The sequence below is a fragment of the Brevibacillus borstelensis genome (genome assembly GCF_003710865.1).
Taxonomy (GTDB): Bacteria; Bacillota; Bacilli; order Brevibacillales; family Brevibacillaceae; genus Brevibacillus; species Brevibacillus borstelensis.
This window is the reverse complement of record NZ_RHHO01000011.1, coordinates 251315-264148: the sequence shown is the minus strand read 5'-3', so window position 1 is coordinate 264148 and position 12834 is coordinate 251315. Positions and strand designations below refer to the sequence as shown.

15 protein-coding genes are annotated in these 12834 nt (G+C 53.1%); 6 read left to right on the top strand and 9 right to left on the bottom strand.

The window, feature by feature from the left end:
- The first annotated feature begins 11 nt into the window (after nucleotides 1–11).
- From EDM54_RS06090 to EDM54_RS06080, 3 genes are all read left to right on the top strand, one after another.
- Nucleotides 12–644, top strand: coding sequence for a hypothetical protein (locus tag EDM54_RS06090; RefSeq protein ID WP_003389176.1), 633 nt, complete (start codon nucleotides 12–14; stop codon nucleotides 642–644).
- A gap of 70 nt (nucleotides 645–714) precedes the next feature.
- Nucleotides 715–1359, top strand: a complete 645-nt coding sequence (locus tag EDM54_RS06085; RefSeq protein WP_003389175.1) for a CBS and ACT domain-containing protein — start codon at nucleotides 715–717, stop codon at nucleotides 1357–1359.
- Nucleotides 1356–2513 carry an acetoin utilization protein AcuC gene (locus EDM54_RS06080; protein ID WP_122957926.1) on the top strand — a complete coding sequence of 386 codons (1158 nt, stop codon included), beginning with the start codon at nucleotides 1356–1358 and terminating at the stop codon, nucleotides 2511–2513. The genes EDM54_RS06085 and EDM54_RS06080 overlap by 4 nt, the downstream gene beginning before the upstream one ends.
- A 93-nt stretch (nucleotides 2514–2606) precedes the next feature.
- Here the strand turns inward: EDM54_RS06080 and EDM54_RS06075 are convergent, their stop codons facing one another.
- The 5 genes from EDM54_RS06075 to EDM54_RS06055 all read right to left on the bottom strand — a co-directional run bounded on the left by EDM54_RS06075 (nucleotide 2607) and on the right by EDM54_RS06055 (nucleotide 6588).
- Nucleotides 2607–3536 (bottom strand): 5'-methylthioadenosine/adenosylhomocysteine nucleosidase, encoded by a 930-nt coding sequence (locus EDM54_RS06075; RefSeq protein ID WP_039071302.1) that lies wholly within the window; start codon nucleotides 3534–3536, stop codon nucleotides 2607–2609.
- 32 nt (nucleotides 3537–3568) lie between these two features.
- A complete protein-coding gene (ccpA, locus tag EDM54_RS06070) occupies nucleotides 3569–4588 on the bottom strand; it encodes a catabolite control protein A (RefSeq protein ID WP_122957925.1) in 1020 nt (339 codons plus the stop codon).
- A 114-nt stretch (nucleotides 4589–4702) separates the two neighbouring features.
- Nucleotides 4703–5011 carry a metal-sensitive transcriptional regulator gene (locus EDM54_RS06065; protein WP_003389170.1) on the bottom strand — a complete coding sequence of 103 codons (309 nt, stop codon included), beginning with the start codon at nucleotides 5009–5011 and terminating at the stop codon, nucleotides 4703–4705.
- Between the two features lie 85 nt (nucleotides 5012–5096).
- On the bottom strand, nucleotides 5097–5336 hold the full coding sequence (locus EDM54_RS06060; RefSeq protein ID WP_003389169.1) for a DUF3951 domain-containing protein: 240 nt from the start codon (nucleotides 5334–5336) through the stop codon (nucleotides 5097–5099).
- Between the two features lie 154 nt (nucleotides 5337–5490).
- A complete protein-coding gene (locus EDM54_RS06055; RefSeq protein ID WP_031933116.1) occupies nucleotides 5491–6588 on the bottom strand; it encodes a bifunctional 3-deoxy-7-phosphoheptulonate synthase/chorismate mutase in 1098 nt (365 codons plus the stop codon).
- Between the two features lie 261 nt (nucleotides 6589–6849).
- Between EDM54_RS06055 and EDM54_RS06050 the strand changes: the two genes are divergently transcribed.
- Complete coding sequence (locus EDM54_RS06050; protein WP_024982867.1) at nucleotides 6850–9030, top strand: cell division protein FtsA; 2181 nt, start codon at nucleotides 6850–6852, stop codon at nucleotides 9028–9030.
- A gap of 66 nt (nucleotides 9031–9096) precedes the next feature.
- Here the strand turns inward: EDM54_RS06050 and ytxJ are convergent, their stop codons facing one another.
- The 3 genes from ytxJ to EDM54_RS06035 form a co-directional block, all read right to left on the bottom strand.
- Nucleotides 9097–9423, bottom strand: a complete 327-nt coding sequence (ytxJ, locus tag EDM54_RS06045; RefSeq protein WP_003389166.1) for a bacillithiol system redox-active protein YtxJ — start codon at nucleotides 9421–9423, stop codon at nucleotides 9097–9099.
- A gap of 191 nt (nucleotides 9424–9614) precedes the next feature.
- Nucleotides 9615–10013 carry a hypothetical protein gene (locus tag EDM54_RS06040; RefSeq protein ID WP_024982868.1) on the bottom strand — a complete coding sequence of 133 codons (399 nt, stop codon included), beginning with the start codon at nucleotides 10011–10013 and terminating at the stop codon, nucleotides 9615–9617.
- 289 nt (nucleotides 10014–10302) lie between these two features.
- Nucleotides 10303–10539 (bottom strand): hypothetical protein, encoded by a 237-nt coding sequence (locus EDM54_RS06035; RefSeq protein ID WP_003389164.1) that lies wholly within the window; start codon nucleotides 10537–10539, stop codon nucleotides 10303–10305.
- A gap of 173 nt (nucleotides 10540–10712) precedes the next feature.
- On the opposite strand from EDM54_RS06035, the gene EDM54_RS06030 reads away from it, so the two are divergent.
- Together EDM54_RS06030 and EDM54_RS06025 are read left to right on the top strand one after the other, a co-directional pair.
- Nucleotides 10713–10808, top strand: a complete 96-nt coding sequence (locus tag EDM54_RS06030) for a YjcZ family sporulation protein (RefSeq protein ID WP_024982869.1) — start codon at nucleotides 10713–10715, stop codon at nucleotides 10806–10808.
- Between the two features lie 224 nt (nucleotides 10809–11032).
- Nucleotides 11033–12145 (top strand): aminopeptidase, encoded by a 1113-nt coding sequence (locus EDM54_RS06025; RefSeq protein ID WP_003389162.1) that lies wholly within the window; start codon nucleotides 11033–11035, stop codon nucleotides 12143–12145.
- Between the two features lie 97 nt (nucleotides 12146–12242).
- Here the strand turns inward: EDM54_RS06025 and EDM54_RS06020 are convergent, their stop codons facing one another.
- Nucleotides 12243–12779, bottom strand: a complete 537-nt coding sequence (locus EDM54_RS06020) for a PadR family transcriptional regulator (protein WP_003389161.1) — start codon at nucleotides 12777–12779, stop codon at nucleotides 12243–12245.
- Nucleotides 12780–12834 lie beyond the last annotated feature (55 nt).

Sequence of the window (12834 nt, the reverse complement as noted above, 5' to 3'; positions counted from 1 at the left end):
GAGGTGACCGAATGGAACACATCAAGAGATACTACTCCAAGCATGTCGCAATAAACGGCAAAAGCCTGCTGGTGGAGGGCCCCGTTCCAGCGGATCGTTTGGCGGCTATGCGATTTGACGATGGCCTGAAGGCGTTTCGGATACCGGAAGAACAGCACAAAGCGCTGGTGGAGATCGCGGCACTGCCTGAAGGTCGCATCGTACTCGTCCGGGACGGGGATCTCGTGCTCGGTTATGCTACCTTTCTCTATCCGGACCCGATGGAGAGGTGGTCCCAGGCCAGGCTCCCTGATCTGCTGGAGCTCGGAGCGATTGAAGTGAGCCAGAGCATCCGTGCGGGAGGCGTGGCCAAAGCCCTGCTGGAGGTGGCTTTCTCGGATGACGCGTTGGAGGATTATATCGTCATTACGACGGAGTACTACTGGCATTGGGATTTGAAAGGAACCGGCCTAGATGTGTGGCAGTACCGTAAAGTGATGGAGAAAGTGATGGGCAGCGCCGGAATGGTCTGGATGGCTACGGATGATCCGGAAATCTGCTCGCATCCGGCAAACTGTTTGATGGCCCGCATCGGCAAGCGCGTCCCGCCGGAGAGCGTGGCTGCCTTTGACGCCATGCGGTTTCAGAATCGTTTCTTATTTTAGCTCCTGGCATCACTGCTTTACGAGATTCTGTCAGCTTTGATCTCAATTACGAATGGAGAGATAATCTTTCATGCGTATCGAAAGCATTATGCGTAGACAGGTCATCACCGCAAGTCCGACGACCACGATCGGCGAAGCCTTGCAGCTGCTCCGTGAAAATAAGATTCGACACCTGCCCGTAGTAGAACAGGAACGTCTCGTCGGCATTCTTTCCGACCGCGACCTGCGGGAAGCCCTCCCTTCCATTCTGTTGCCGAAAAAAGACGACGAGACCATTTTTGGCAAGCCCGTTTCCGAGATTATGAAGCGCCAGGTCCTCACTGCCCATCCGCTGGATTTCATCGAGGATGCGGCCGTGCAGATCTACGAATCCAAAGTTGGGTCGCTTCCCGTCGTGGAAGGAAACCGCTTGGTTGGCATCATCACGGAATCGGATTTGTTCAACAGCTTGATCGAGCTTTTTGGCGTAAACAAGCCGAGCTCGCACATCGAGGTGGAGGTGGACGACCGCGTGGGAATGCTTGCGGAAGTAAGCCAGGTGTTCCGGGAAGCCCAGGTCAATGTATCCAGCATCGTCGTTTTCCCCGGGTCCAAGCCGGCGAAGAAAAGTCTCGTCTTTCGCGCTCAAACCATTGACCCCCGCCCGATCGTCCAAAAGCTGCGCGACCATGGCTTCACCGTCATCGCGCCCGGGGAAGGAGGGACCAGCCATTGAGCCGCAACGCTCGTCTGATCTACTCTCCGGACTACACCCAGTATTACTTCAATGATGAACACCCTTTCAACCAGCGCCGTCTTCTGTTGACCCATGATCTGATGAGCGCTTATGGCTTACTGACTGACGCCGATATCCTGCCTCCGCGGATGGCCACGGATGATGAACTGGCGCTGGTGCACGACCGGCGCTACATCGATTTTGTTCGCGACCAGGGACATAGCGACAAAGAACTGCCTGCAGCAGCCAGCTATGGTCTGGGGACGGAGGATGTTCCCTGTTTTCCGCAAATGCATGAAGCTTCCGCCCGGATCGTCGGCGGTACGCTGCAAGCGGTAGACGCTGTCATGACCGGCCGTGCCGAGCATGCGTTCAATCCCGCTGGCGGTCTGCACCACGCTTTCCGCGGCCGGGCTTCCGGGTTTTGCATCTACAACGACTGCTCCGTGGCAATCGCTTATATGCGCAAGCATTGGAATGCGCGCGTCCTCTATATCGACACGGACGCCCATCATGGCGACGGGGTGCAATGGGCTTTTTACGACGATCCCAACGTCCTGACCGTCTCGATTCACGAAACGGGAAAGTACTTGTTTCCCGGTACCGGCAACCTGACGGAACGCGGAGATGGAAGCGGATACGGCTATTCGGTAAACGTCCCTTTGGATGCGTTTACAGAGGACGATTCGTTCCTCGATGTTTATCGGGATTTGCTTCCGAAGCTGGCCAGAGGCTTTCAACCGGATGTCATTCTGACACAAAACGGCTGTGACGCCCATGCTTACGATCCGCTTACGCACCTTTCCTGCTCCATGAGGATTTATCAGGAAATCCCGCGTCTGGCCCATCAACTCGCCCATGAGTATTGCGACGGAAAATGGATCGCAGTCGGCGGCGGCGGCTATGATATCTGGCGGGTCGTTCCCAGGGCCTGGACCTTGTTGTGGAGCGAGATGAGCGATCAACCACTTGCAGACGGGCCTTTGCCGGTTAATTGGCTTGCCCGCTGGCAGCCTCTGAGTGAAGAAAAGCTTCCGGACAGGCTGTTCGACACCCCGTTTCCGCCGATCCCCCGCCGAGCCGAAATCACCGAGAAAAATCGGGTGACGCTGGAGAGAGCCAAAATGTACGCGCCGATCACAGATGGAGACTGAATTTGACCAAATCGCAAGAATAATGAGGAATTTTACCTTCGCATATACAAAAAACCGGCCTCTCAGAGACCGGTTTTTTCACTGTCGAAACGATTATGAACGTCCGTCCACCAATTTTTCCAGCTCTGCTGGCTGGAAGCCTTTTACTGCCTTGTCCCCGACTACGGTGACCGGCACTCCCATGAAGCCAAAACGTTCTACTTCCTCCTGGAACGTCCGGCTGGTCATGACATCGCGCACCTCAAAGGCAATTCCCTTCGCGGTCAGCCAATTTTTCACCATATCGCAGTCGATGCAGTTTTTCGTCGAGTACACAATGACTGCGGGTGTCATCGCTCTCAGCATACGCTGGACCATAGAGTAGGAGCGCTCGGATGCTAGCTTGGTAAACTCCGGAAAATTGACGTGTGCAGAGCCATCTGCCTTATCCGACATCGACCGAACGACGACAAAGGGAATGCCGTTCATCGAGCATACTTGTCCGACCGCAGCCCCCTCCATCTCGGTGCAATGGGCAGCAAACTGCTGATGGAGCTGCTGTACCTTTTCGCGGTCGGCCACGAACTGGTCGCCGGAGAGGATACGGCCGGTCGTGACTTGAACACCGGCTTCGAGCTCCTTGCCCGCTTTGACTGCCAGATGGATCAAGCCCGGGTCTGCCTCCCAGACGGATTTCTCGGTAAACGGAATTTGCCCTGGCGCAAACCCGAGCGGCGTCACATCGATATCATGCTGGATACAGTCTGTCGAAACGACAATGTCGCCGATGTTCAGCTCCGGATGCAGCGCGCCCGCTACCCCGGTAAAAATGACGCTGTCCACCTTGTACTGGTCGATCAGGATTTGCGTGGTAACAGCAGCGTTTACTTTTCCCACGCCTGATTTGCACAGGACGATTGTACTGCCTTCCCATTCGCCTTCGTAATATGTGATCCCCGCCTTTTCAGAAGCAGTCGTCCCTGTCATGTTCTCCATGTACAAGGCGATTTCTTCATCCATGGCGCCGATTATTCCGATTCTCATTGCTGTCCTCCTCTTGCTGCAGTGATGCAGCCTTAGCTCGTAGCGGTCACTCGCGGCCTGGTGCTTTCCCGATACTCAATCCGGTGCGGCAGCAAAACGACATGCTCGTCGACTTGTTCGTTGTTCATGTATTTGGTGAGCAGTCGCATCGCAACGGCACCGATATCATACATCGGCTGTACGACCGAGGTCAGGCGAGGACGCACCATTTCGACCAATCGAATGTTGTCGTGACCGATCACCTCGAGGTCTTCGGGAACGTTCAGGCCGGCATCCTGCGCCGCGTGAATTGCCCCGATGGCCATCTCATCGTTGGCCGCAAACACAGCCGTAGGCCGTTTCTCCAGTGTGAGGAATTGGCCTGTTGCCTGCAAGCCGGACTCATAAAACAGATTGCCTTGCGTGACCAATGCGTCATCAACCGGCAGACCCGCATCTTCGAGCGCACGCTTGTAGCCCTGATAGCGCATCAAGCCGCCAAGCGGGTCGTTCATCGGCCCGGTAATCATGGCGATCCGCTCATGTCCGTGCTCGATCAATTCCTTGGTGGCATCGTAAGCAGCCTGGAAGTGATCGATCGTGACCGAAGGCAGCGTGTTGTCGGCGTCTCTCGTAGCTGCCAGCACCGTAGGGACGGAGGAAGAAGTCAGAGCTTGCAGGTGATCCTCTTTAATCTCCGCTCCCATGAACAACAACCCGTCCACCTGCTTTTCCAACAGGGTGTTGATCAATTGAAGCTCTTTCTCCAGGCGCTGGTCAGAGTTGCACAAAATAATATTGTATTTGTACATCGTCGCGATGTCTTCGATCCCGCGTGCCAATTCGGAAAAGAACAAACTGGAGATATCCGGAATGATGACACCGACCGTAGTTGTCTTCTTGCTCGCCAAACCGCGTGCGACTGCATTGGGACGGTATCCGAGGCGCTCAATGGCAGCCAAGACCTTTTTCCTTGTCAGCGGTTTTACGTTCGGATTTCCGTTAACGACTCGGGACACTGTCGCCATGGAGACCCCTGCTTCCCGAGCCACGTCATAGATAGTTACCGGCATCACACACCCTCACTTTCCCCATTTTATGGTTTTCATAGTGTTTTCATAAATGTATGCACCTATGATACGACAAGCAGTGTCCGGTTGCAATTGTTTTCCGGACACGGCTCCCCGTCATTTCATCAATTTATTCATCGTTTTCAAAAGCTCGTCGATCACTTCGTTGTCGCCTTGTTGGATCCGCTCCATGACACAGCTTTTCATGTGCCCTTCCAGCAGTATTTTTCCGACGGCATTCAGCGCAGATTGAACGGCGGCGATCTGGTTGAGGATATCGTCGCAGTAGACATCCTTTTCCACCATGCCGCGAATGCCGCGAACCTGTCCCTCAACTCTGTTCAGACGGGAGATCATATTTGCCTTGATCTTGTCTGCCCGCGGCGTCGACCGCTCTGACGAACAGCAATGGCCCTGCTCACTCATAAACATGCTCCTTCCCCCGAAGTCCATCTGTTATGTTTTAGCTTACTGGTTGCGAGGTTTTTCGTCAAATGAAAGGATGTCCCAGCTACACCCGGAACCGCCTGGAACGTTCATTTTTATCGAAGCCGTCTCCCTGACCGGCGTGTTCTTCCTGCTCTTCCTTTTCCTCATGAAACTCCACGTTCGTCTGGCCGGCAATATAATCAAACGGGGTGTAGCTGTGAGAAATGCTTTGCTTGCGGACAAATGCCTTGTAGCCGGCTATAGCGAGAGATGCGAGAATCAAAAGCGTAAAAACAATCATGGCTGCATTCATTGCAAGCATTTCTCGTCCCCCCTTTGTTTCTCTTAGTTATACGCTTTTTTAGCGGGGAGGTTTCCATTATAGCTGCTTTCGAGCGTGTCGGCTTTCAAAAAGAGCTTTCCCGCAATCGGGAAAGCTCTTTTGGTGCATCCAGTTTCAGTTATCCGCTTGCGGTTTATCTTTCTACGGCAATCTTTGCTTCCTTATATAATCCCGAAGCAAGCAATTGATCCACGATTTCGTTGAACTGCGGAATGTTGACCTGCTGCTTGGCGTCGGAGAGGGCCACATCCGGGTCAGGATGGACTTCCAGCATGACACCGTCTGCTCCCACAGCGAGACCTGCCTTGGCCGTAGGGAGGAGCAGATCGCGGCGGCCGGTAGAGTGAGTGACGTCTACGAAAACAGGAAGATGCGTCTCCTGCTTCAAAAGCGGCACTGCGGAGATGTCCAGCGTGTTGCGGGTCGCTTTTTCGTACGTGCGAATACCGCGTTCGCAGAGCATGACTTGGGTATTGCCTTCGGACAAGATGTACTCGGCAGCGTAGATAAATTCCTCGATCGTCGCAGACAAGCCGCGCTTCAGCAAAACCGGATGATTGAGGCGTCCCACAGCTTTCAGCAGCTCGAAGTTTTGCATGTTGCGGGCGCCGATCTGGATCACGTCGATGTATTTGGTTGCCATCTCCAGGTCGGCAGGCGTCACGATCTCGCTGATGGTGACGAGGTTGAATTCGTCGCCGATGCGCTTGAGAATCTGCAGGCCTTCTTCGCCCAGGCCTTGGAAGTCGTAAGGCGATGTGCGAGGCTTGAACGCGCCGCCGCGCAATACGCGAAGTCCCCGTTTGACGTGGTTTTCCGCCACAGCCCGGACTTGCTCATAGCTTTCGACCGAACACGGTCCGGCGATCAGAAGCGGTTCGCCTCCGCCAAACACTACTCCTTTGATGGTAAGTACGGTGTCCTCCGGCTGCTTCTTGCGGCTCACAAGCAGGACTTTCTTGTTGTCGTCCTTTTGCAAGTCGAGAGAAGCCTGGAAAATCTGTTTGAAGAGGTGACGGATGGTATTGTCGGTAAAAGGTCCGTTGTTGTTTTCCACCAGTAGGTTCAACATTTCGCGCTCGCGCTCCGGATCAAAACGATTGATCCCCTGCTTCAGCTTTTCCTTCCCCAAGTCTTGGACAAGAGCTGCCCGTTTGTTGATTAAGGCGAGAATCTCCAGGTTGATCTCGTCTATCTGTTTGCGCATGGTTTCGATTGGATCATGTGCCATTCGTCTCCACTCTCCTCTTCTCTTCTAGTTTGTAGGCTTTTTGAAATAAATTAGGCTTATTATAATGGATCGAAACCCCTTTGTCAGCAGTTTAGCGCCAAAAAGCGCGAAAGTAAATTGTAAAGTATTTTATAGCGTTTTCAAAATTTTCTTGTAGGAATAAGAAGATTCCTTGATTCGACAGGATTCTCCCCGTTTCGAGTCGAATAACATACACATTCATTTCCCGGAATTTCCACCGGTAAGAGGAGTGACATCCCATTGTCAGACCATGAACAATCATCGTCAGAAGAGCTGATTTTTGCTTTGGATATCGGAACCCGCAGCGTAGTAGGGCTGATCGTGGAACCCTGTGGAGAACAATTTCGCGTGATTGACTGCACCGTCCGCGAGCACGACGAACGCTCGATGCTGGACGGTCAAATACACGATGTGATCGCCGTTTCCAAAGTCATCGGAAAAATAAAAGAAGAGTTGGAAATAAAGCACGGGCCGCTCAAGCGGGTAGCTGTCGCTGCGGCGGGCCGCTCGCTTCGGACAAAGCGCGTGAGGATGGACATTCATCTGTCGCGTCACGCAGCCATTGCCCGTGACGATGTCCTGACATTGGAGTTTTCCGCCGTACAGGAGGCACAGGCACAGTTGGCCCAGGAGCTGAACGAACAGGACGTGACTCGCTATTACTGTGTCGGGTACAGCGTGGTCAATTACTTTCTGGATGGAGAATTGATCGGCAACCTGATCGACCAGCGCGGTGAAACAGCCAGTGCAGACGTGATTGCGACGTTTTTGCCACGTGTCGTCGTGGATTCTCTGCTGGCTGCCTTGAACCGCTGCGGACTGGACATGCAGGCGCTCACGCTGGAGCCGATCGCTGCCATCAACGTCCTCATCCCGGTCACGATGCGCAGGCTGAACATCGCGCTTGTCGACATCGGCGCCGGCACATCTGACGTCGCCTTGACCGAGGAGGGAGCGATTACCGCGTACGGGATGGTGCCCGTCGCCGGTGACGAAATTACCGATGCTCTCATGAACGCATTCCTGCTCGACTTCCCGATGGCCGAGGAAGTAAAGCGCGCCCTCACCGGCTCCGAGATGATTACGTTCACGGATATTCTCGGACTTGAACAGACGCTGCCGAGCGAAGAGATCGTAAAAGCAATCGACAAGGAGATCAACCATCTCGCCGGAAAAATCGCGATGAAGATCCTCGAGCTCAACGGCAAGCCTCCGCAAGCCGTGATGCTGATCGGCGGCGGCAGCCTGACACCCAAGCTGACGGAACGGGTCGCAGAGGCACTCGGGCTGCCGGCAGCGCGAGTCGCGGTCAGAGGAGCGGATGCCATCCGCCAATTTGTCGGCGAGCATCCGCTGCTGAACGGACCGGAATTCGTAACGCCAGTAGGGATTGCGGTCGCTGCACAGCGGCATCCGGTGAAGTACGTAACCGTCACCGTCAACGACAGTCCCATCCGCATCTTCGATCTGCGGAAAATGACCGTCGGTGACGCTTTGATCGCTGCCGGTCTGGATATTCGCCGTCTGCATGGCCGTCCGGGAATGGCGATCACCCTGACCGTCAACGGCCGGATGAAGATGATCCCCGGCGGGCATGGAACCGCTCCTGTCATCATGAAAAACGGAGAGGCTAGCGGTCTGGACGCACCGATCATGGAAGGCGACCGGATCGTGGCAGAGGCGGGATCAGACGGAGAAGACGCCAAGGCTCAAGTGATCGATTTGATGGACAAGCTGGATACGCTGGAGCTGACCGTAAACAGCCAGCCGCTTTCCTTGGGCCCAATCGCGCTGGTGAATGGCCAGCCCCATCCGCTAGACGCCGAGCTGGCTGACCGGAGCGAGGTTGTCATCCGTTTGCCGCGAACGGTAGAAGAGGTTTTGCGCGAATCCGGCATGCTTTCTGCGGCATCTGCCGACGCGGCCGCCGAAACCGTTCAATTCAGCGTAAACGGCCGTGAGTATTCCTTGTCATCCCGACAGACAGTCGTGGAGATAAACGGCAAGGCAGCTTCTCTCAGCGACTTTGTCAGACCTGGAGATGAGCTGATCTTCCGGGAGGAGCCGCTCGAGCTGCCGGCGATCCGCGACGTCATTCCGCCGGAGGAATGGGTGCAGGAGTCGATGACCGTCCACTTCAACGGCACTCCCGTATCGATCGCGCTTTCTTCCCTGTCGATTACGATGAATGGCCGCCCTGCCGAGCAGCACGAACGGGTAGAGGACGGTGCGATCATTACCGTAAAGGCGACACAGCCTGCCGCGCCCGTATTCAGCGATGTCTTCCGCTATGTTGACGTCTCGCTGGAAAAACCGGCGACGGATGGCCTCACCAGGCTCGTCATGCTGATAAACGGAGAGCCCGCTTCTTTTCATAGCGAGCTGCAGGCGGGCGACAAACTGGAATTGTACTGGGAATAGCTTTTGAGAGAAACGTTTGACCGAATAGAAAAACGGGCTGGCGCCATATGCCAACCCGTTTTTGGTTTACCCGTTAATCGCTTCGGCTATCGCAGCTTTGGTGATTTTCCAGTGCGATGTGTGCCATTTGACCTGGCCGTCCTCCAGCAGAAAAATCTGCGGGGACTCGTGCGTAATCGCGAAACGCTCGGCAACGGCATTGGATACGGGACGATCCTCCCGCACGAGAATAACCGCTGACGGCACGTCCTGTTCACGCAAAAATGCTTGAAATTCCTCGTAGGCAGTCGTGCTGATCGGGCAGACCGTACTATGCTTGAACAGCAGGCGCTTGCCTGTTTCCGACACAAACTGGTCCAATTCCTCCAGGGAATGAAGCTGATTTACTGACATTGGCGTATCGCTCCTCTCATCACTCCTATGTGGTTCATAGTATACGGAAAAGAAATGCGGAAGTCCATGCTTCCGGTGCACCCGCCAGCCCACAATCGCGATGCATTCTTTCCGTATCGAAAAGCATTCTTTCCGCATTTTGAAGCGATAACAAAAAGAGCCGTCCTAGCAAACAGGACAACTCTCCACAGTCAAATCATGATTTTGGTCAAACGCTGCCGGAGCTCTCGCATCCACTCCTGATCCCCAAGCGATTGCGCAAGCAAAAACAGGTCCAACAGTTCATTTACCCGCTCTTCCAAAGCCTGCCGAACCGTAGCATCCTCTTCTTGGTTCGCAATCAATACCAGCAAATGAGAGAGTTCTGACACGTCTTCAAATTCGATGTTCTGCCGCTCCGGATACTGGCCCAGGTTCTCCATCAATTCTTTCAGGTCTTCCTTGACTACGTCGACGACCTGGGAATGGGAGCAGTGATCATTCTGACAGACTTGCACCGGTACATTCAAGATTTTGACCCTTTTCCGGTACACGACATTTCGCAGCATGATCTCCATGTCTCTCCCACAGCGGCTGCATTTCTTGTGCATGTGTTCACCTCTATCCTGCCTTATGTATGCTCCCTTACGTATTCGATTTAACAGGGTTCAATCCTGCTAAAACAGGGGTGGTACATGGTGGATAGAGTGGCAGACACAAGCAAAAGCGATGCCCCTGTAAGAGACATCGCTTTTGCCCGATCAGGGGCTGATGCTCCCGGATCTTCGATGAAACCTGTTGTTGCCGCCATTTCGCCATGCCCTTCTGCGAGCATGGTCCCCCCGGCTAAACCTTTCCCCCTTTTTTCTTAGCGGCAGCGGGAAAAGTTACCTGGATTACTCAAGCGTAAATGGCGTTCACTTTTTCGCAATGGGGACAGACTGCGACTTTTCCGGAGCGTCCTGCTTCATCTTCGACCCGGTACCCGGTAATCTTTTCGGAAAAACAGAACAGACACTCCGTATTAAAATCCATATCGTATTGCGCTTTCCACACAATCGATTTGAAGTCTTCTCCCACGTTGATCAAAACGGGTTCCAAAAAATAATGGTCCATGCCGGACAAGGCTTTGCGCATGACAAATGCCATCCTTTCGTTTCGCGTCGTACTTTCGTATCCTCTAGCTTTTCCATGTTTTCAGAATAATATACTTCGGAAAAATGGGCGTTTGCCCTTGTTACGGCATTGTGCGAAAACCCATATGTTATGGATGTAAGCACTGACGCTTAACAAACAAAGGAGGATGTTTAATGAGTAGCATCTTTAACGGCAACCTTGACGACTTCACTCTGGTGTTGATCCTGTTTATCCTGTTGGTAATTGTCGGCTGCTCTTGTGACAATTAATCAGCACTAGTGGAACATAAGGGCCAATGATTGCATATATATTAGGACCGGATCCTGAATAGCGCGTTTCATACGCATGCTGCCCTGTCGACGGGTAGCTTTTTTCTTTTCTTCACGAGTTAGAAAAAAATTTTTTATCGCTTGCATAGCGGTTTCTGGCAAAGCCAGATTTTCTCATGTTACAATACTGTATGAACGCTACTGAAAGCGAGGTACACTCACCCATGAAAGATCCCCGTTTGGAAAAACTGGCCAATGTTCTGGTCAATTACTCGACCCGCGTACAAAGCGGTGAAAACGTTCTCATCTATGCCGTCGGTTCTGTTTCCGAACTGACTCGCGCCGTCATCAGGGAAGTGTATGCAGCAGGAGGCAATCCTTTCGTACAGCTGATCGATCCTACGATTCAGCGTGAACTGCTTCTTCACACCAATGAAAAGCAACTGGAAATCATGCGCGAGGCTGACGTGTCCTTCATGAAGAAGATGGACGTCTACATCGGCATTCGCGGCGGCGACAACATCAATGAATACGCTGATGTTCCCGGCGACAAGATCCAGTTGAGTTCCAGACTGCACACGCGCCCGGTACTGGATGTGCGTGTTCCTGAAACAAAATGGGTCGTCCTCCGCTACCCGAACGCTTCGATGGCCCAGTTGGCCAACATGAGCACGGCAGCCTTTGAAGATTTCTATTTCGATGTCTGCACGCTGGATTACGGAAAAATGGATAAGGCGATGGACAGCCTCGTCGAACTGATGGAGAAAACCGACAAGGTCCGCATCGTAGGTCCTGGCACCGATCTGAGCTTTTCCATCAAAGGCATTCCTGCGATCAAATGCGCCGGGGAAGCCAATATTCCGGACGGGGAAGTGTTTACCGCACCTGTTCGCGACTCTGTCAACGGCGTCATCTCCTACAATACGCCGTCTCCTTACCAAGGCTTTACATACGACAATATCAAGCTGACCTTCAAGGATGGCAAAATCGTCGAAGCGACCGCCAACGATACGAAAAAGATCAACGAAGTATTCGACACAGACGAGGGCGCCCGTTTCATCGGGGAATTTGCCATTGGCGTCAATCCTTATATCCAAAATCCGATGAAGGACATCCTGTTTGACGAAAAAATCGACGGCAGCTTCCACTTTACGCCGGGTCAAGCCTATGACGAAGCGTTTAACGGCAACAAGTCCTCCATTCACTGGGATCTGGTCTGCATCCAACGCCCTGAGTGGGGTGGCGGTGAAATCTGGTTTGATGACCGCCTGATTCGCAAGGACGGCCGTTTTGTCGTACCTGAGCTGGAGTGCCTCAATCCGGAAAACCTGAAATAAAACACGAAAAAGCGAAAGGCGTCTATACGGCCCTTTCGCTTTTTTTATTTGTTCTGAGCACGCATCATTGGGGGTCCTTCACTTGGGTTCCTGGCTTTTAAGCCATGTACGCATGCTCCTTTTTCAATAGAGCCGGCATTTTTTCTTCCAGGAAAGAAATCGTCATTTCCAGGTGATGAATCGTATATTCCCAACAAAACTTTTGATAATCGTCAAAAGTGTCCTGCAATTTCGCGTACGAGTCCCGGCTTTGCTTCAGCATGTTATGCTGAAGCTCCAGACAGCTCTCCATCAGCTCTTTCTGCTCTGCCTCGGTGCGGCTGTTTCCGAAGAAAATTTTTACCAGCATATCGGAACGAAGAACGGGCGGCAAAATTGCAGACTGAATCTCCTGGTTGAATGTCGCCTTGCCCGCTTCTGTAATCCGGTACAAAATCTTGTTCGGCTTGCCCGATTGAATGATTTCCTGCTTGGTCACATAGCCCTCTTCCTCCAGCTTGCGCAGAGCCGGATAGATCGCGCCGAAGCTGGCATCGTAGAAAAAGCCGATGCTGCTTGAAAAAGCCTGCTTTATGTCATAGCCGCTCATTTCACCATAATTCAGAAAACCGAGTATGATTGTTTTTACGTCCATCTCTCTACATCCTCCAATACCCTAAGCATCTCCATGTTTCCGCCGCGAAATCGTC

Bases quoted from the DNA above. Each gene is read 5' to 3' on its own strand.
- EDM54_RS06035 (WP_003389164.1), bottom strand. From the start codon at position 10,539: ATGCGCAAAGCCTTGTCCGGCATGGACCATTATTTTTTGGAACCCGTT.
- ytxJ (WP_003389166.1), bottom strand. From the start codon at position 9,423: ATGTCAGTAAATCAGCTTCATTCCCTGGAGGAATTGGACCAGTTTGTG.
- EDM54_RS06030 (WP_024982869.1), top strand. From the start codon at position 10,713: ATGAGTAGCATCTTTAACGGCAACCTTGACGACTTCACTCTGGTGTTG.
- EDM54_RS06020 (WP_003389161.1), bottom strand. From the start codon at position 12,779: ATGGACGTAAAAACAATCATACTCGGTTTTCTGAATTATGGTGAAATG.
- EDM54_RS06090 (WP_003389176.1), top strand. From the start codon at position 12: ATGGAACACATCAAGAGATACTACTCCAAGCATGTCGCAATAAACGGC.
- EDM54_RS06055 (WP_031933116.1), bottom strand. From the start codon at position 6,588: ATGGCACATGATCCAATCGAAACCATGCGCAAACAGATAGACGAGATC.
- EDM54_RS06075 (WP_039071302.1), bottom strand. From the start codon at position 3,536: ATGAGAATCGGAATAATCGGCGCCATGGATGAAGAAATCGCCTTGTAC.
- ccpA (WP_122957925.1), bottom strand. From the start codon at position 4,588: ATGCCGGTAACTATCTATGACGTGGCTCGGGAAGCAGGGGTCTCCATG.
- EDM54_RS06025 (WP_003389162.1), top strand. From the start codon at position 11,033: ATGAAAGATCCCCGTTTGGAAAAACTGGCCAATGTTCTGGTCAATTAC.
- EDM54_RS06060 (WP_003389169.1), bottom strand. From the start codon at position 5,336: ATGCTTGCAATGAATGCAGCCATGATTGTTTTTACGCTTTTGATTCTC.
- EDM54_RS06085 (WP_003389175.1), top strand. From the start codon at position 715: ATGCGTATCGAAAGCATTATGCGTAGACAGGTCATCACCGCAAGTCCG.
- EDM54_RS06065 (WP_003389170.1), bottom strand. From the start codon at position 5,011: ATGAGTGAGCAGGGCCATTGCTGTTCGTCAGAGCGGTCGACGCCGCGG.
- EDM54_RS06040 (WP_024982868.1), bottom strand. From the start codon at position 10,013: ATGCACAAGAAATGCAGCCGCTGTGGGAGAGACATGGAGATCATGCTG.